5 protein-coding genes are annotated in these 14,899 nt (G+C 62.4%); all 5 read left to right on the top strand.

Annotated elements, in window-relative coordinates; genetic code table 11:
* The first annotated feature begins 3 nt into the window (after window positions 1-3).
* The 5 genes from AC1DKR_RS09190 (at window position 4) to AC1DKR_RS09170 (ending at window position 14,713) form a co-directional block, all read left to right on the top strand.
* Window positions 4-2,811, top strand: coding sequence for a TonB-dependent receptor domain-containing protein (locus AC1DKR_RS09190; RefSeq protein ID WP_478032439.1), 2,808 nt, complete (start codon window positions 4-6; stop codon window positions 2,809-2,811).
* A 387-nt stretch (window positions 2,812-3,198) separates the two neighbouring features.
* Window positions 3,199-6,003: a TonB-dependent receptor domain-containing protein gene (locus AC1DKR_RS09185; RefSeq protein ID WP_478032435.1), complete on the top strand. Its 2,805-nt coding sequence runs from the start codon at window positions 3,199-3,201 to the stop codon at window positions 6,001-6,003.
* A gap of 161 nt (window positions 6,004-6,164) precedes the next feature.
* Window positions 6,165-8,201 carry an alpha/beta hydrolase family protein gene (locus AC1DKR_RS09180; protein ID WP_478032432.1) on the top strand — a complete coding sequence of 679 codons (2,037 nt, stop codon included), beginning with the start codon at window positions 6,165-6,167 and terminating at the stop codon, window positions 8,199-8,201.
* 184 nt (window positions 8,202-8,385) lie between these two features.
* Window positions 8,386-11,247 (top strand): TonB-dependent receptor plug domain-containing protein, encoded by a 2,862-nt coding sequence (locus tag AC1DKR_RS09175; RefSeq protein ID WP_363732383.1) that lies wholly within the window; start codon window positions 8,386-8,388, stop codon window positions 11,245-11,247.
* A gap of 535 nt (window positions 11,248-11,782) precedes the next feature.
* Window positions 11,783-14,713, top strand: a complete 2,931-nt coding sequence (locus tag AC1DKR_RS09170; RefSeq protein WP_394197830.1) for a TonB-dependent receptor domain-containing protein — start codon at window positions 11,783-11,785, stop codon at window positions 14,711-14,713.
* Window positions 14,714-14,899: the final 186 nt, after the last annotated feature.

The following is a 14,899-nucleotide window of genomic DNA, read 5'->3' as shown; positions in this document are numbered from 1 at the left end:
CGCATGTCTCGCAATGGCTTCCCGCGTCACCCGCTCACCCGCGCCGTCCTCAGCGGCCTGATCCTGGCCAGCAGCAGCGCGATCGCGCTCGCCCAGGACAACACCCCCACCGATCTCGGACGCGTGACCGTCACCGGCTCACTGATCCCGCAGACGCAGATCGAGAACCACACGCCGGTACTGACCGTCACCGCCGAGGACATCCAGACCCGCGGCTTCACCAGCGTTGCCGAGGTGCTGCAGCAGAACTCGTTGACCACCGGTGGCCTGCAGGGCGGCCAGACCTCCGCTTCGTTCACCCAGGGCGCTGAAGCCTCGGGCATGTTCGGCCTCAGCCCGAGCTACACCAAGTACCTGATCAATGGACGGCCGATGCTGTCCTACCCCGCTCTCTACAACGGCAGCGACACCTTCAACAACCTCAGCGGCATCCCGATCGACATCGTCGAGCGCATCGAGATCCTGCCCGGTGGGCAGTCCTCGCTGTACGGCTCGGACGCGATCGCCGGTGTGGTCAACATCATCCTCAAGGACCGCATGGACGGCGGCGTGCTGAACGTGCGCGGCGGCGGTTACACCGAGGGTGGCGGCAACGATTTCCGCGTCAGCGGCGCGCATGGCTTCAATGCATTCGATGATCGCTTCCACGCGTTGGTCAACGTGCAGTACGAGAAGAGCAGCCCGATCTGGGGTTACCAGCGCGACCTGACCAAGCAGAACAACACCCGGGGTTATACGCCGCAGGTTCCGACCAACGACTTCCTGGTCTACCTGCCGGGCCAGCAGAACGCTTACGTGATGATGGACCCGAGCCGCTGCGCCAACGTCGCCGGCCAGTTCGGCGGCACCACCGTACTGGGCACACGCGCTACCGGTGAGTCCTGTGGCTCGCCCTTCAGTGCCGGCTACAAGACGCTGAAGAACGGCAAGGAAAGCAGCCAGATCTATTCGTCGATGTCCTTCGACGTCAACGACAACTTCCAGCTGTTCGCAGACGCGCTCTACAGCCTGGAAGAAGTGCAGTACAACGCCGGTTCGGGCTACGCCTTCTGGGGCAGCGATGTCGGCTTCGGTGCGTTCGTCGACCAGGCAAGTGGCGAATACATGAACCTGCAGCGCGCGTTCGCGCCGGAGGACATCAGCGCCGCCGGCTACCGCGACACCATGAGCACCGATCGCAACAAGGCCTACCAGATCACTCTGGGCGGGCGCGGCAACGTTGGCAACTGGGATTACAGCGCCAGCTTCAGCCGTGGCGAGTACAAGCTGACCGAGCGCAGCTTCGCGCGCTGGGCCAATGAGATCGACAGCTACTTCGAAGACCGCGTGCTGGGTCCGGTGCTGGGCGTCACCGACGACGGCTACAACATCTACAACCCGAACTGGGGCGCGTTCTATTCGCCGCTGCCGGCCGGCGATTTTCAGACCTTCACCGGTTTCACCTACAACAAGAGCCGCACCTGGCAGAACCTGGGCCGCGCGCAGATCACCAATGGTTCGCTGTTCAAGCTGCCCGGTGGCGATGCCGGCCTGGCAGTGGTGGCCGAAGCCGGCAGCGAAGGCTGGTCGTATACCCCCGACCAGCGCCTGCTGGACGGCAGCGTGTGGGGCACCACCTCGGTGGCCGGTGCCGGACATCGCAGCAACTACGCACTGACCAGCGAACTGCGCATGCCGTTGCTGGAGTCGTTGACCGTGACCGCCTCGGGCCGCTACGACGCGTTCAAGATCGCCGACAAGACCGTCGACAAATCGACCTACAGCATCGGCGTGGAGTTCCGTCCCATTGAAAGCCTGCTGTTCCGCGGCAAGTACGGCACCGCCTTCCGCGCGCCCAGCCTGTCCGACGCCTTCCAGGGCCGCAGCGGGTACTACGCCAACGGCTCGGTCGACTACTACCGCTGTGGCCAGCTCGGCTTCAACCCGAGCGACACGGTTGGCTGCCCGTATGCCAACGAATCGGTGTTCGGTGAGCAGTCCGGCAACCCCGAGCTGGAAGCGATCACCGCCGACGTCTGGAACGCCGGCATCGTGTGGGCGCCCATCAACAACCTGTCGGTATCGGTGGACTACTACAACTGGAAGATCAAGAACGAGGTCAACACCCTCAGTTCCGACCAGTTGCTGCTGGCCGAGTACTACTGCCGCAACGGCCAGACCAACAACACCTCGGCCAGCTGCCAGAACGTGAGCGACTGGATCACGCGTGACGGCACGGGCAAGCTCGAGCAGATCTATACGCCGAAGATGAACATCGCCAGCCAGAACCTGCAGGCGGTGACGGCCAGCTTCAAGTACGTGCAGGACATCGGCCGCTTCGGTGCGCTGCAGTTCTCCAGCAACTACACCAACATGATCAAGCGCGAACTGCAGCCGCAGCCGGGCGACGAGTACCTGGACCTGCTGCGCGACCCGTACGCGATGTGGAACTACGACCAGTACGCCAAGGTGCGCGCCGACGGTGCGGTGGGCTGGGCGAAGGACAAGTGGACCACCACCGTGTACTTCAACTACATCGGCAGGACGCCCAACCGCATGGCGTACCTGGGCAAGGGCTACGACTACGTGCATCCGTCTGGCTACGAGGCCGGCAAGTGGGGCTCGTACACCACCTACAACCTGAGCGTGAACTACCAGGCGATGGACAACCTGACGCTGTCGATGATGGTCAACAACGTGTTCAACAAGATGCCCGACGGCCAGGCCCACAGCTACGCCGGCAACATCGGTGCGCCGTACAACAGCAACATCTACAACCCGTACGGCCGTGCGGTCTACGTGCAGGCCAAGTACGAGTTCGGCAAGAAGTAAACTCTGGTCCCGCAGCACCCAAAGGCCCCGCTTCGGCGGGGCCTTTTTTCATGCCTGCCAATTGAGACGGACAAGCGATGAAAGTCCCATAAATTAAATAATCGAAAACCCCAAAGCCCCCCCCCTAAGCCTTTGATTCAAAAGCTGAATCTTACTAATGACCAATACTGTTCCGCATCGCAACATTTTGAAACATTCCCAGACAAACCGGCTTCTTCGTTGATTACAAAGGGGTTTCCCGGAAATACCTGGCACACCCATGTGACGGCCCCATTTTGACAACGTGAACGTCGTGTTACGGTCGGCTGAATGGATTGCAACTGAACAAATCATGAAGGTGTCAAGGAGGACATCCGCCAGACGACATCGCTCACACGGGGATCCATCATGTCTCGCCATCGTTCCACGCCTTCGCGTCATCCTCTGACCCTCGCCCTGATCGGTACCCTGCTCGCCTCCGGCGCAGCCCACGCGCAGGACAACGCGCCGATCCAGCTTGACCGCGTCACCGTCACCGGTTCACTGATTCCGCAGACGCAGATCGAGAACCACACGCCGGTCCTGACCGTTACCGCCGAGGACATCCAGACGCGCGGTTTCACCAGTGTCGCCGACGTCCTGCAGCAGTCTTCGCTGTCGACCGGCGGTTTGCAGGGCGGACAGACGTCCGCTTCGTTCACCCAGGGTGCCGAGGCAGCCGGCATGTTCGGGCTCAGCCCCGGCTACACCAAGTACCTGATCAACGGCCGCCCGATGCTCTCGTATCCGGCGCTGTACAACGGCAGCGACAGTTTCAACAACATCAGCGGCATTCCGATCGACATCGTCGAGCGCATCGAGATCCTGCCCGGCGGCCAGTCGTCGCTGTACGGTTCGGATGCGATCGCCGGCGTGGTCAACATCATCCTCAAGGAGCGCATGGATGGCGGTGTGCTCAACGTCCGTGGCGGTGCCTACTCCGAAGGCGGCGGCAACAGCGTACGCGTCAGTGCGGCGCGCGGCTTCAACGGCGTCGACGATCGATTCCATGCGCTGGTCAACGTGCAGTACGAAAAGACCAGCCCGATCTGGGGCTATCAGCGTGACCTGACCAAGGTCAACAATCCCGACGGCTACAGCCCCCAGTACGTCTCCAACGACTTCCTGGTGCTGCTGCCGGCCAACAGCAACCGCTACGCCATGATGGACCCGAACCTGTGCGCCAACGTGGCGGGCCAGTTCGACGGCACCACCGTGCTCGGCACCCGGCCGACCGGCCAGGCCTGCGGTTCGGTGTATGGCACCGGCTACAAGACCATCAAGAACGGCAAGGAAAGCGGGCAGATCTACAGCTCGATGACCTTCGATGTGAACGACAACTTCCAGTTGTTCGGCGACGCGCTCTACAGCCTGGAAGAAGTGAAGTACGCCACCGGCTCCGGCTACACCTGGTGGGGCACCTCCTCCGGATGGGGCCGCTTCTATGATCAGGCCAGCGGCCAGTACATGAACCTGCAGCGCGTGTTCGCGCCGGAGGACATCGGCGGCGGCGGCTATCGCGACATCATGAACACCGATCGCAACAAGGCTTACCAGGTCACGCTCGGCGGCCGCGGCACGGCCGGCAGCTGGGACTACAGTGCCAGCTTCACCCGTGGCGAATACAAGTTGACCGAGCGCAACTTCGTGCGCTGGAACGATCCGATCAACGACTACTTCGAGCAGCGTGTGCTGGGGCCGGTGCTGGGCACCACCAGCACCGGGTACAACATCTACAGCCCGGACTGGGAAGCGTTCTACTCGCCACTGCCGAGCGGTGATTTCCAGAGCTTCACCGGCTACACCTACAGCCAGAGCCGCACCTGGCAGAACCTGCTGCGTGCGCAGGTCACCAATGGTTCGCTGTTCAAGCTGCCCGGCGGCGACGCCGGCTTCGCAGTGGTGGTTGAAGGCGGCAGCGAAGGCTGGGATTACACGCCCGATACCCGCCTGGTGGACGGCAGCGTGTGGGGCACCACCGCGGTTTCCGGCGCCGGCCATCGCAGCAGCTACGCGGTGACCAGCGAACTGCGCATGCCGTTGCTCGAATCACTGACGGTGACCGGCTCCGGCCGCTACGACGCCTTCAAGATCGGTGGCAACACCATCGACAAGGCGACCTACAGCGTCGGCCTGGAATTCCGTCCGATCGACAGCCTGCTGTTCCGTGGCAAGTACGGCACCGCGTTCCGCGCGCCCACCCTGTCCGATGCCTTCCAGGGTGTCAGCGGCTACTACGCCAACGGCTCCACCGACTACTACCGTTGCGGCCAGCTTGGCTACGATCCGGCCAATACCACCGGCTGCCCGTATGACAGCGTGTCGGTGTTCGGCACCCAGTCCGGCAACCCGGACCTGGAGCCGATCACCGCCGATGTCTGGAACGCCGGCATCGTCTGGGCGCCCATCAACAATCTGTCGGTGTCGGTGGACTACTACAACTGGAAGATCAAGAACGAGGTCAATACCCTCAGCTCCGACCAGTTGCTGCTGGCCGAGTATTACTGCCGCAACGGCCAGACCAACAACACCTCGGCCAGCTGCCAGAACGTGAGCGACTGGATCACCCGCGACGCCTCCGGCGTGCTCGATGAGATCTATACGCCGAAGATGAACGTGGCCAGCCAGAACCTGCAGGCGCTGACGGCCAGCTTCAAGTACGTACAGGACATCGGCCGCTTCGGTTCGCTGCAGTTCTCCGGCAACTACACCGACATGCTCAAGCGCGAACTGCAACCGCAGCCGGGCGATGAGTACCTGGACCTGCTGCGCGACCCGTATGCGATGTGGGTGTACGACTCTTACGCCAAGGTGCGCGCCGACGGCTCGATCGGCTGGGCCAAGGACAAGTGGACCACCACCCTGTACGCCAACTACATCGGCAAGACGCCGAACTACATGGCCTACCTGGGCAATGGCTACGACTACGTCCATAGTTCCGGCTACAAGGCCGGCAAGTGGGGGTCGTACACCACCTACAACCTGAGCGTGAACTATCGGGCGATGGACAACCTGACCCTGTCGCTGATGGTCAACAACGTGTTCAACAAGCTGCCCGACAACCAGCGGTACAGCTTCGCCGGCACCAGCGGCCAGCCGTACAACAACTACCTGTACAGCGCCTACGGCCGCGCGGTCTACGTGCAGGCCAAGTACGAGTTCGGCAACCAGTAAGGGCCACAGACCGGGTGTTTCTGGAGACCCCGCTTCGGCGGGGTCTCCTTGTTTGCGGCCAATGGTGAGGACCAGCCCCGTTCACGTCGAGTTGACGGAAACCGAGCCTTCGTTCATCTTCAGGTCATATTGACGTGCCCTGCCACAAGGAACCGCTGACCATGGAATCGCGCTTCACACCTGCCCGCTTGGGTACCGCCATCGCACTACTGGTGGGCCTGCACATCACCCATGCCTCCACCGCGCCCCTGCCGGTTGAGGATTTCGCCAAGATTCCGTCAATCCAGTCCGTCAGCATGAGCCCTGACGGCAAGCAGCTGGTTGCCATCATCGCTGCACCCGGCAGCAACAATGGTGACACCGCGCTGGCCAACTGGAACCTGGACACCCCCGGCTCGGCACCGGTGGCGATCACCCCGTCCGGTGATCGGATGAAGTTCATTGCCGCCAGCGCGCTCAAGGCAGGCCGCAGTCTCGTCATCGGTCGCCAGGAGCTGACCGCACAACTGTCCGGCTGCGGCGAAGGCAACTCAGTCGGCTCGACCAAAACCTTCCTATCCAAGGCCTTTCTCACCGACAGCAGCCAAGCCAAGTTCGACGAAGCATTCGCCGACAACACCCGAAAGCTGGGCATCAGTGAGCAGACCCAACGCTGCCTGGAGCTTGCCGGCACAGCGTCCCTGGTGCACTCGCTTCCGCTGGATCCGGACAAGGTCATCATTTCACAGATCAACCAGACCAATTTCTCCGCCAGCTACTACCTGTTCAACCTCAGGACCGGGCAGACCGAGCTGCTGTTCCATGGCGACGCCCGCTCCACGCCGGGCCTTTTCCATCCACGCAACGGCGAACTGCTGACCCGTACGCAGATCGAGCCTGCGGGCTCCAACGACTATGAGCAGCAGATCCTGGTCAAGAGCAAAGCAAGCGGTCAGTTCGAGAAGCACGAAACGCTCACCACCCGGCTGTCCGACCGCTACACCATGGAAGTGGTCGGTATCGATGACCAGAGCGGCAAGCTGTACATCCTCACCGACAAATTTTCCGACCAGGTGCAGGCACGCCTGTACGACCCGGCCACCAAAGCGTTCGACAACGAACCGCTGGCGGCTCATCCCGAATATCCCATCGGCGGACTGATCCTGGGCACCAAGCCGAGCAACTTCAACCAGGTGCTGGGCTTCTACGTCGACGGCCCTCGACGTGAAGCGGTCTACGTCGATCCGCAGATGAAAGCCCTGTACGACGGCCTCAAGCAGGCCTATCCGGGCAAAAACATCGCCATCAGCGGTTACAACGACGATCTTTCGCGCGTACTGTTCACCACCAACAGCGCCAGCTCGCCCACCAGCTACCAGATCCTGGTCGATCGCAAGCAGGTCACCACGCTGGGCAGCGAACGCCCCTGGGTAGATGGCAAGCAGATCGGCGAACAGCGCTGGATAACCTATACCGCCCGGGATGGTCGCAAGATCCCCGCCATCGTCGACCTGCCCGCGGGCTGGAAAAACGGTGACGCCGCGCTGCCGGCGCTGGTCCATCCCCATGGCGGCCCTTGGGCCCGTGACTATACCGGCTGGGATGCATCCGGCTGGGTGCCATTCTTCACCTCGCGTGGTTACGCGGTAATCCGCCCGCAGTACCGGGGCTCGACCGGGTTCGGCCGTGAGCACTGGATCGCCGGCGACAAGCAATGGGGGCTGACGATGCAGGACGACAACGATGATGCTGCGGCGTGGCTGGTGCAGCAGGGTATCGCAGCCAAGGACCGCATCGCGATCTTCGGCTACTCCTACGGTGGCTTCGCCTCCGCCGCCGCAGTGGTGCGCAGTCCCTCACCCTATCAATGCGCCATTGCAGGCGCACCCGTGACCGATCTGGCTCGCCTGGGCGTCTCCTGGAGCGAGAACCGTCTGCAGCGCATCCTGCAGGGCCAGACCGTGAAGGGCATGGACCCGATGCAGAACACCGCCAAGGCCGCTATCCCGCTGCTGACCTTCGTTGGCGATCGCGACGTGCGCACCCCTGCCTCCCACGCCAGGAACTTCTACAACGGCGTGAAGGACAAGGTGCCGGCCCGCTTCGAGCTGATTCCCGATATGCCGCACAGCATGCCGTGGTATCCGAGCCACTATCGCGCGACCCTGCCGCTGATGGCAGATTTCCTGGGCAAGGACTGCGGACCAAGCGGCCTGTAAGCCCACCGCAATCTGGGCTGTGCACGAACCCCGTCGGTTAACCGACGGGGTTTTTTCATGCGCCACTTCCTGAATTCCCCCTTAGCAACAACGAGTTACATCGACAATCCATTCATGTTGCATTTACTTTACACCACACATACACTCCATTAACCGAAGCATAACAAGTGGGGATCACACCGAAATGCGCAACGCCAACCGCCACATCAAGCCAAGCCGCGTCCCGCTCACTCTCGCTGTGCTGGCCTGCCTGCAGGCCGCACCGGTCCTGGCCCAGGAGACCACCCAGCAGGAAGCCGCGGCGTCAAGCACTTCCACCCGTAATCAACGCGCGACCGATCTTGACAAGGTCACCGTCACCGGATCATTGATCCGTCGTGCGGACTACGATACCTCCTCCCCTGTGTTCACCATCGACACCGAGCACAACGCAGCGCAGGGCCAGGTCTCGGTTGGCGAGTTCCTGCAGAAGTCCGCGATCGGTGCGGCCGAGACGCAGATCACCCATCAGTTCGGCGGTTTCGTCGTAGACGGCGGCACGGGTGTGCAGACCTTCTCGTTGCGCGGCCTCGGTGCCAACCGCACTCTGGTGCTGCTGGACGGCCAGCGTCCGGGCCCGGCCGGTACCCGCGGCGCGGTCGGTGCTTTCGACCTGAACGTCATTCCCACCGCCATCCTGCAGCGCGCTGAAATCGTGAAGGATGGTTCGTCGTCCATTTACGGTTCCGATGCCGTAGCCGGCGTGGTCAATCTGATCACCAAGAAGAATTTCGAGCGCCCGGAACTGACCGTTACCGGCCGCATCCCCACCGAAGGTGGTGGTGAGGTCTTCCAGGGTTCGCTTGCCAATGGCTGGAACTTTGAGAAGGGCAGCATCGTCGCCGCCGTCGAGTGGTATCGCCACAACGAACTGACCCGCGCTGACCGCGATTTCCTGAAATGCGGCAACGACCTGATCAAGGACGCCAACGGCAATCGTATCGACCGGGAAGATCGTTCAATCACCGCCGGCACCAACCTGGCCAACTGCAACAACCTCCTGATCAACGTCATCGACGAGTACGACTCGCCGATCCGTTATGTCCCATCGCCGGACGGCAGCACCGTCGGCCCGTTCCCCGGTTACCGCCCTCGTGCCAACCGCACCTACGCCAATGGCAGCCCGGTGGCGTACTACGAAGAACCGTTGAACTTCGATGCCTGGGGCCGTAGCCACATCATCAACCGCCAGGAGCGCAAGTCGGCGTACTTCGCTTCGGACTTCGGCTTCGAGTCGTTCAACTGGAAGACCCAGTTCCTCTACAACAACCGCAAGACCAACAACTTCCAGTGGCGCCAGTTCTTCCCGACCGTGGAAGCGCCGGGCACCAGTACCGGTTATGCGCAGCCGGTGCTGCCGTTCAAGTCCTCCTCGGAAACCGAGGTGAACTACTACTACCTGGCCAACAAGTTCGACGGCCTGTTCACTGGCAGCTGGGGTTGGGAAGTCAATGCCAACGCCAGCCGCTCCAGCGGCAAGTACAGCTCGCTGGGCATCCGCAACTCGATCACCGGCGATCTGACCAATCCGAATGCCGGCGAAACTCCGGCGGCGAACTATTTCGACCCGGGCTACCTCAGCGGTGCCAAGGTCGATGAGCTGGTGGACATCCTGGGCATCACCGCCACCGGCAAGACCACCTACGACACGGCCACGATCAACGCCATCTTCTCTGGCGAATTGTTCGACCTGCCGGCCGGCCCCGTCGGTGCTGCGTTTGGCCTGGAATACCGCTACTACTCCATTGAAGATACTCCGGACGAGAACTACAAGGACCTGTGGGGTGCGTCGACCGCTGACGTGACCAAGGGCAATGACAAGGTGAAGGAAGCCTTTGTCGAATTCGACATCCCGCTGGTCAAGGGCGTGACCGGTATCGAATCGCTCACCGCCAATGCCTCGGCCCGTGTCTTCAAGTACAACTCTGTCAGCGGCAGCGACAAGGTGTGGAAGGCCGGCTTGAACTGGCAGATCATCCCGTCGCTGCGCATCCGCGGCACGGTCGGTACGTCCTATCGCGCCCCTGGCCTGTACGAGCTGTACCTGGGCAACCAGACCGGCTTCCAGAACCAGACCGCAATCGATCCCTGCATCCGCTGGGATGAGAGCGACAACACCAACATCCGCGCAAACTGCGGCGCCGCCGGCATCCCGGGCGATTACGTGGGCGCAGGCTCCAGTGCAACCGTGTACACCAGCGGCGGCGCCGGGAACCTGATTCCAGAAACCTCCCGCGCCAAGAGCGCCGGTATCGTGTTCACCCCCTCGTTTGCTGACCTGAGCGTGGCGATCGACTATTTTGACTACGATATCCGCGGCCAGATCACCTCGCTGAACGCGCTGGACATCACCACTGGCTGCTACGGTTCCAGCACCTATCCGAACCGCTACTGCGACCTGCTGGAGCGCAACCCGACCACCGGTCCCGATGCCAACTCGATCCGCAACATCTACGCCCAGTACCTGAACATCAACCAGCAGCGTACCCGCGGCTGGGACATGACCCTGAACTGGGAGCACGAGTTCGGCTTCGGCAAGTTCGCCCTGGATTCCCAGGTCACTTACACCGTGGAAGACGTTGCACAGCTGTTTGACAGCGCGGAGGCCAGCGGCTTGGCTTCATCGGATCAGCTCGGCCTGATCGGCCGTCCGGACTTGGTGGCCAACTTGGGCCTGACCCTGACCCGCGGCGACTGGGAGTACAACTGGTTGACCCAATACATCGGCAAGACCGAGAACACCACCCTCAATTCCCGCTTCACCTATCAGGGCCGTCCGGATTCGTACCGTGACCTGGTGGCCGACGCACGCGTTTATCACACCGCTTCCTTGAGCTACAAGCAGGCCGATTGGGAAGTGCTGGTGGGTATCTCCAACGTGTTCAACACCAAGCCGGCACTGATCTCCACCGGCGCAGGCAACCGCTACGGCAACACCGCAGCCTTTGCCACCCAGTACGATCTGTACGGCCGTACCCCGTTCGTACGTCTGAAGTACAAGTTCTGATCCGGCAGTAACAGCGGTATCCCGGAAAGGGCGGCGCAAGCCGCCTTTTCCTTTTGCGGGCCTGTACTCCCCCATCACTGATCACAGGCCCGACGGCGGCCTGGCTTTGCAGTGGCTGCCAGAAAGATCAAGAGACAGCGAGAACGACATGAACGGAGCTCGGGCGTCCTCGCGGCACCTCCCCTGAGGCACGCGCCCTTACCCCATCAACCGCCAGCTTGCGCAAAGCACCGCTTAACACCGCATTCATAAACCGAAGCAAGAACAAAACCTATTCATCACAACTGAGACTAAGGCACTGTAATTGTTGCAATTTGATGATCGAAAGCCGCTTATTCCAGAAGGAAATGTGACGGACCGATGCTTTTTCCGTTAAGTGCATGTTAGGTTCGATGAACGTCAGGACGACACATGAACATCAACATAACAACCGCATGGAGGCGAGCGTTCTCTGTCCATTAGGGGGATTCACTCGATGACGCACTACCGCACGCCCGGTCGCCACCCGCTGACCAACGCTCTGCTCGCCGGCCTGATGATGGCTGCCGCGGCCCCAGCTCTGGCCCAGGAGGCCAGCTCCGGCAGCAACCCGATCGACCTGGACCGCGTCAGCGTGACCGGCTCGCGCATCGCGCGTACCGGCTTCGTGACCCCCTCGCCGGTCACCGCCATCACTGCCGAAGAAATCCGCGCCACCGGCGCCAACAACATCGGCGACCTGATGGCGCGCCTGCCGGCGCTGAGCCCGACCTATACGCTGGGTAATTCCACCCGCTTCATCGGCACCGCCGGCGTCGGCCTCATGGACCTGCGCGGCATGGGCACCTCGCGTACGCTGGTTCTGGTCAATGGCCGCCGCCATGTCGGCGCCACCTCCGGCTCCTCGGCGGTGGACGTCAACACGATCCCGGTCGAGTGGATCGAACGCGTTGAAGTGATCACCGGTGGTGCATCGGCCGTGTACGGCGCCGATGCAGTGGCCGGCGTCGTCAACTTCATCATGAAGAAGTCGTTCGACGGCGCCGAAGTGCGCGCTCAGACCGGCATGGCCAGTGAAGGCGGCTTCAACCGTTCCTTCATCAGCGCCTCGGCAGGTACCGATTTCGCCAATGGCCGCGGCAGCGCGGCGATCGCCCTGGAATACAGCAAGCAGGACCGCTTTGTCCGCAGCGACCGCGCGATCGGCAACGAATTCCTGGTGTCGGTGCCGAACCCGAACTACGACCCGACCAAGCCCTCCAACGAAAGCAATCCGCAGACCGTCCTCAGCGGCCCGGGTGGCAACCATTCGATCTCCTTCGGCGGCACCTTCACACTGGGTGCGTTCTCGCCCACCAACAAGGCGACCTGGGGCAACCGTTACCAGTTCAACCCGGACGGCACCTACCGCCCGCAGCGCTATGACGGCGTGATGCCGAGCACCACCAGCTGCGTCAACTGCGACTTCGCCGACCTCAATTCGGTGGCCGATCTGCAGCCCGGCTTCGACCGCAAGAGCGTCAATACAGTCGTCAACTTCGATCTGACCGACAACCATCGCCTGTATTTCGAAGGCAAGTACACCGAGACCGTGTCGGACTTCCTAGCCCAGCCGTCGTTCGACCAGACCCTGCGCATCCAGCGCGACAATGCCTACGTTTCGCCGCAGCTGCGCGCCCTGATGGCCGCCAACGGCGCCAGCCAGTTGACCCTGAGCCGCTTCAACGTCGATGCCGGCCAGCGTGGCGAGCACGTGGAGCGCAACACCCAGCGCTTCGTGCTTGGCGTCGAGGGCAACCTGACCGAGAACTGGACCTACGACGTGTACGGCAACTGGGGCCAGAGCGAGGTCAAGCGCTGGAACCTCAACAACCGCATCAACGAGCGTTGGCAGGCAGGCTTGGACACCGTGGTCGATCCGTCCACCGGCCAGATCGTCTGCCGCACCACGCTGAACCCGAACGCGACCAACCCCAACAACGGCAACCGCGTGTATTCGCAGTTCGCACGCGAGGGCTGCGTACCGTTCTCCGTATTCGGCAACGGTGCAGTGACCCAGGCCGCGCGTGACTGGATGAACGTCAAGTCGTTCAACTATTCGCGCCTGCAGCAGTCGGTGTTCAGCGCCTCGCTGGCCAACGCCTCGCTGTTCAGCCTGCCGGCCGGCGACGTCGGCGTGGCCGGTGGCGTGGAATACCGCCGCGAGAAGAGCCGCGAAATCACCGATCCGCTGGCAGCGCAGGGCCTGACCTTCCTCAACGCGATCCCCAACCGGATGGGCAAGTACGACGTACGCGAAGCATTCGTCGAAGCCACTGTGCCGTTGCTGGCCGACATCCCGGGCATCTACAACCTGACCATGGACGCTGCCGGTCGCTGGTCCGACTACAGCAGCATCGGCAAGACCACCACCTGGAAGGTCGGCCTGGACTGGACCATCATCCCGTCCCTGCGCGCCCGCGGCACCCTGTCGCAGGCGGTGCGCGCACCAAGCATTGGTGAACTGTACAACCCGCAGAGCGAGAACTTCGCCACCGTCAACGATCCCTGCAACTACCTGGCCACCAATTCCAACCGTCCCAACACCGCAGCTGATCCGGCTCTGCGCCAGGCCAACTGCTCGGCGCTGGGCGTGCCGGTGGGCTGGGTCGACACCTACACCGCAACGCGCCCGGGTGTCAGCGGCGGCAACCCGAATCTGAAGCCGGAGCGTGCGCGCAGCTTCACCTATGGGCTGGTCTGGCAGCCTGATTTCCTGCAGGGCTTCGGCATGTCCGTGGACTACTGGTGGATCAGTCTGAAGGACGCCATCGGTGCTGTGACTGCACAGACCAATGCCACCCGTTGCGTGGATTCTCCGGGCGGCATCAACAACAGCTTCTGCGGCTTCATCGAGCGCGCACCGGTCGGTGGCAAGACCGATGCCGGCGGCCGGACCTTCCCGGAACATTCGATCAGCCGTTGGGTTGCGCTGAACGAAAACCTGGCTCGTTCGCGTCGCGTCGGCGTCGACCTGGAAATGGACTACCGTTTCAAGCTGGCCGAGGGTGACACGGTGATCCGCCTGGTCGGTACCCGCCTGCTGCAGTCGCGTGAATGGGCCTTCCAGGACTTCCCGACCGAGTACGACGAGAACGTTACCTGGGTGACCGACCCGCGCTGGCGCGGTTCGCTGCAGACCAAGTACTCGCTGGGTCAGTGGCGTGCGTCGTGGGACCTGAACTACGTGAGCAGCAACCTGCGCGTGCAGCCCAAGAGCTACCAGGCCAACCCGGGCCAGACCAGCCCGATCCGCAACGGCTCGTACGTCTACCACAACTTCCAGTTCGGCTACCGCTTCCCGGGCGACAAGATCGACGTCTACCTGGGCGTGGACAACGCTTTCGACAAGGATCCGCCGGTGAACTACTTCGGCTCCGACGTCGGTTCGGCGATGTACGACAACATCGGTCGCTACATGTACATGGGCGCTACCTACAAGTTCTGATCCAGCAACACATGCAGTAACCCGACAGACCCGGCTTTTGCCGGGTCTGTCTTTTTCCGGTACCGGCAAGGCCCCCTTGCGCCCGGCCATGACCTTCGACACCCTTGCAGTGCGGGCCGGCGGCGTATCGTTCGGCCCACGGCCGTTCCCCCGGCCCTTCCCTGACTCACTCGGCCTGGAGGCCAT

The sequence above is a fragment of the Stenotrophomonas sp. 01N47 genome (assembly GCF_056399165.1).
The sequence above is the reverse complement of the archived record's forward strand: the minus strand, read 5'-3'. Positions and strand labels throughout refer to the sequence as shown.

Bases quoted from the DNA above. Each gene is read 5' to 3' on its own strand.
- AC1DKR_RS09175 (WP_363732383.1), top strand. From the start codon at position 8,386: ATGCGCAACGCCAACCGCCACATCAAGCCAAGCCGCGTCCCGCTCACT.
- AC1DKR_RS09190 (WP_478032439.1), top strand. From the start codon at position 4: ATGTCTCGCAATGGCTTCCCGCGTCACCCGCTCACCCGCGCCGTCCTC.
- AC1DKR_RS09185 (WP_478032435.1), top strand. From the start codon at position 3,199: ATGTCTCGCCATCGTTCCACGCCTTCGCGTCATCCTCTGACCCTCGCC.
- AC1DKR_RS09180 (WP_478032432.1), top strand. From the start codon at position 6,165: ATGGAATCGCGCTTCACACCTGCCCGCTTGGGTACCGCCATCGCACTA.
- AC1DKR_RS09170 (WP_394197830.1), top strand. From the start codon at position 11,783: ATGATGGCTGCCGCGGCCCCAGCTCTGGCCCAGGAGGCCAGCTCCGGC.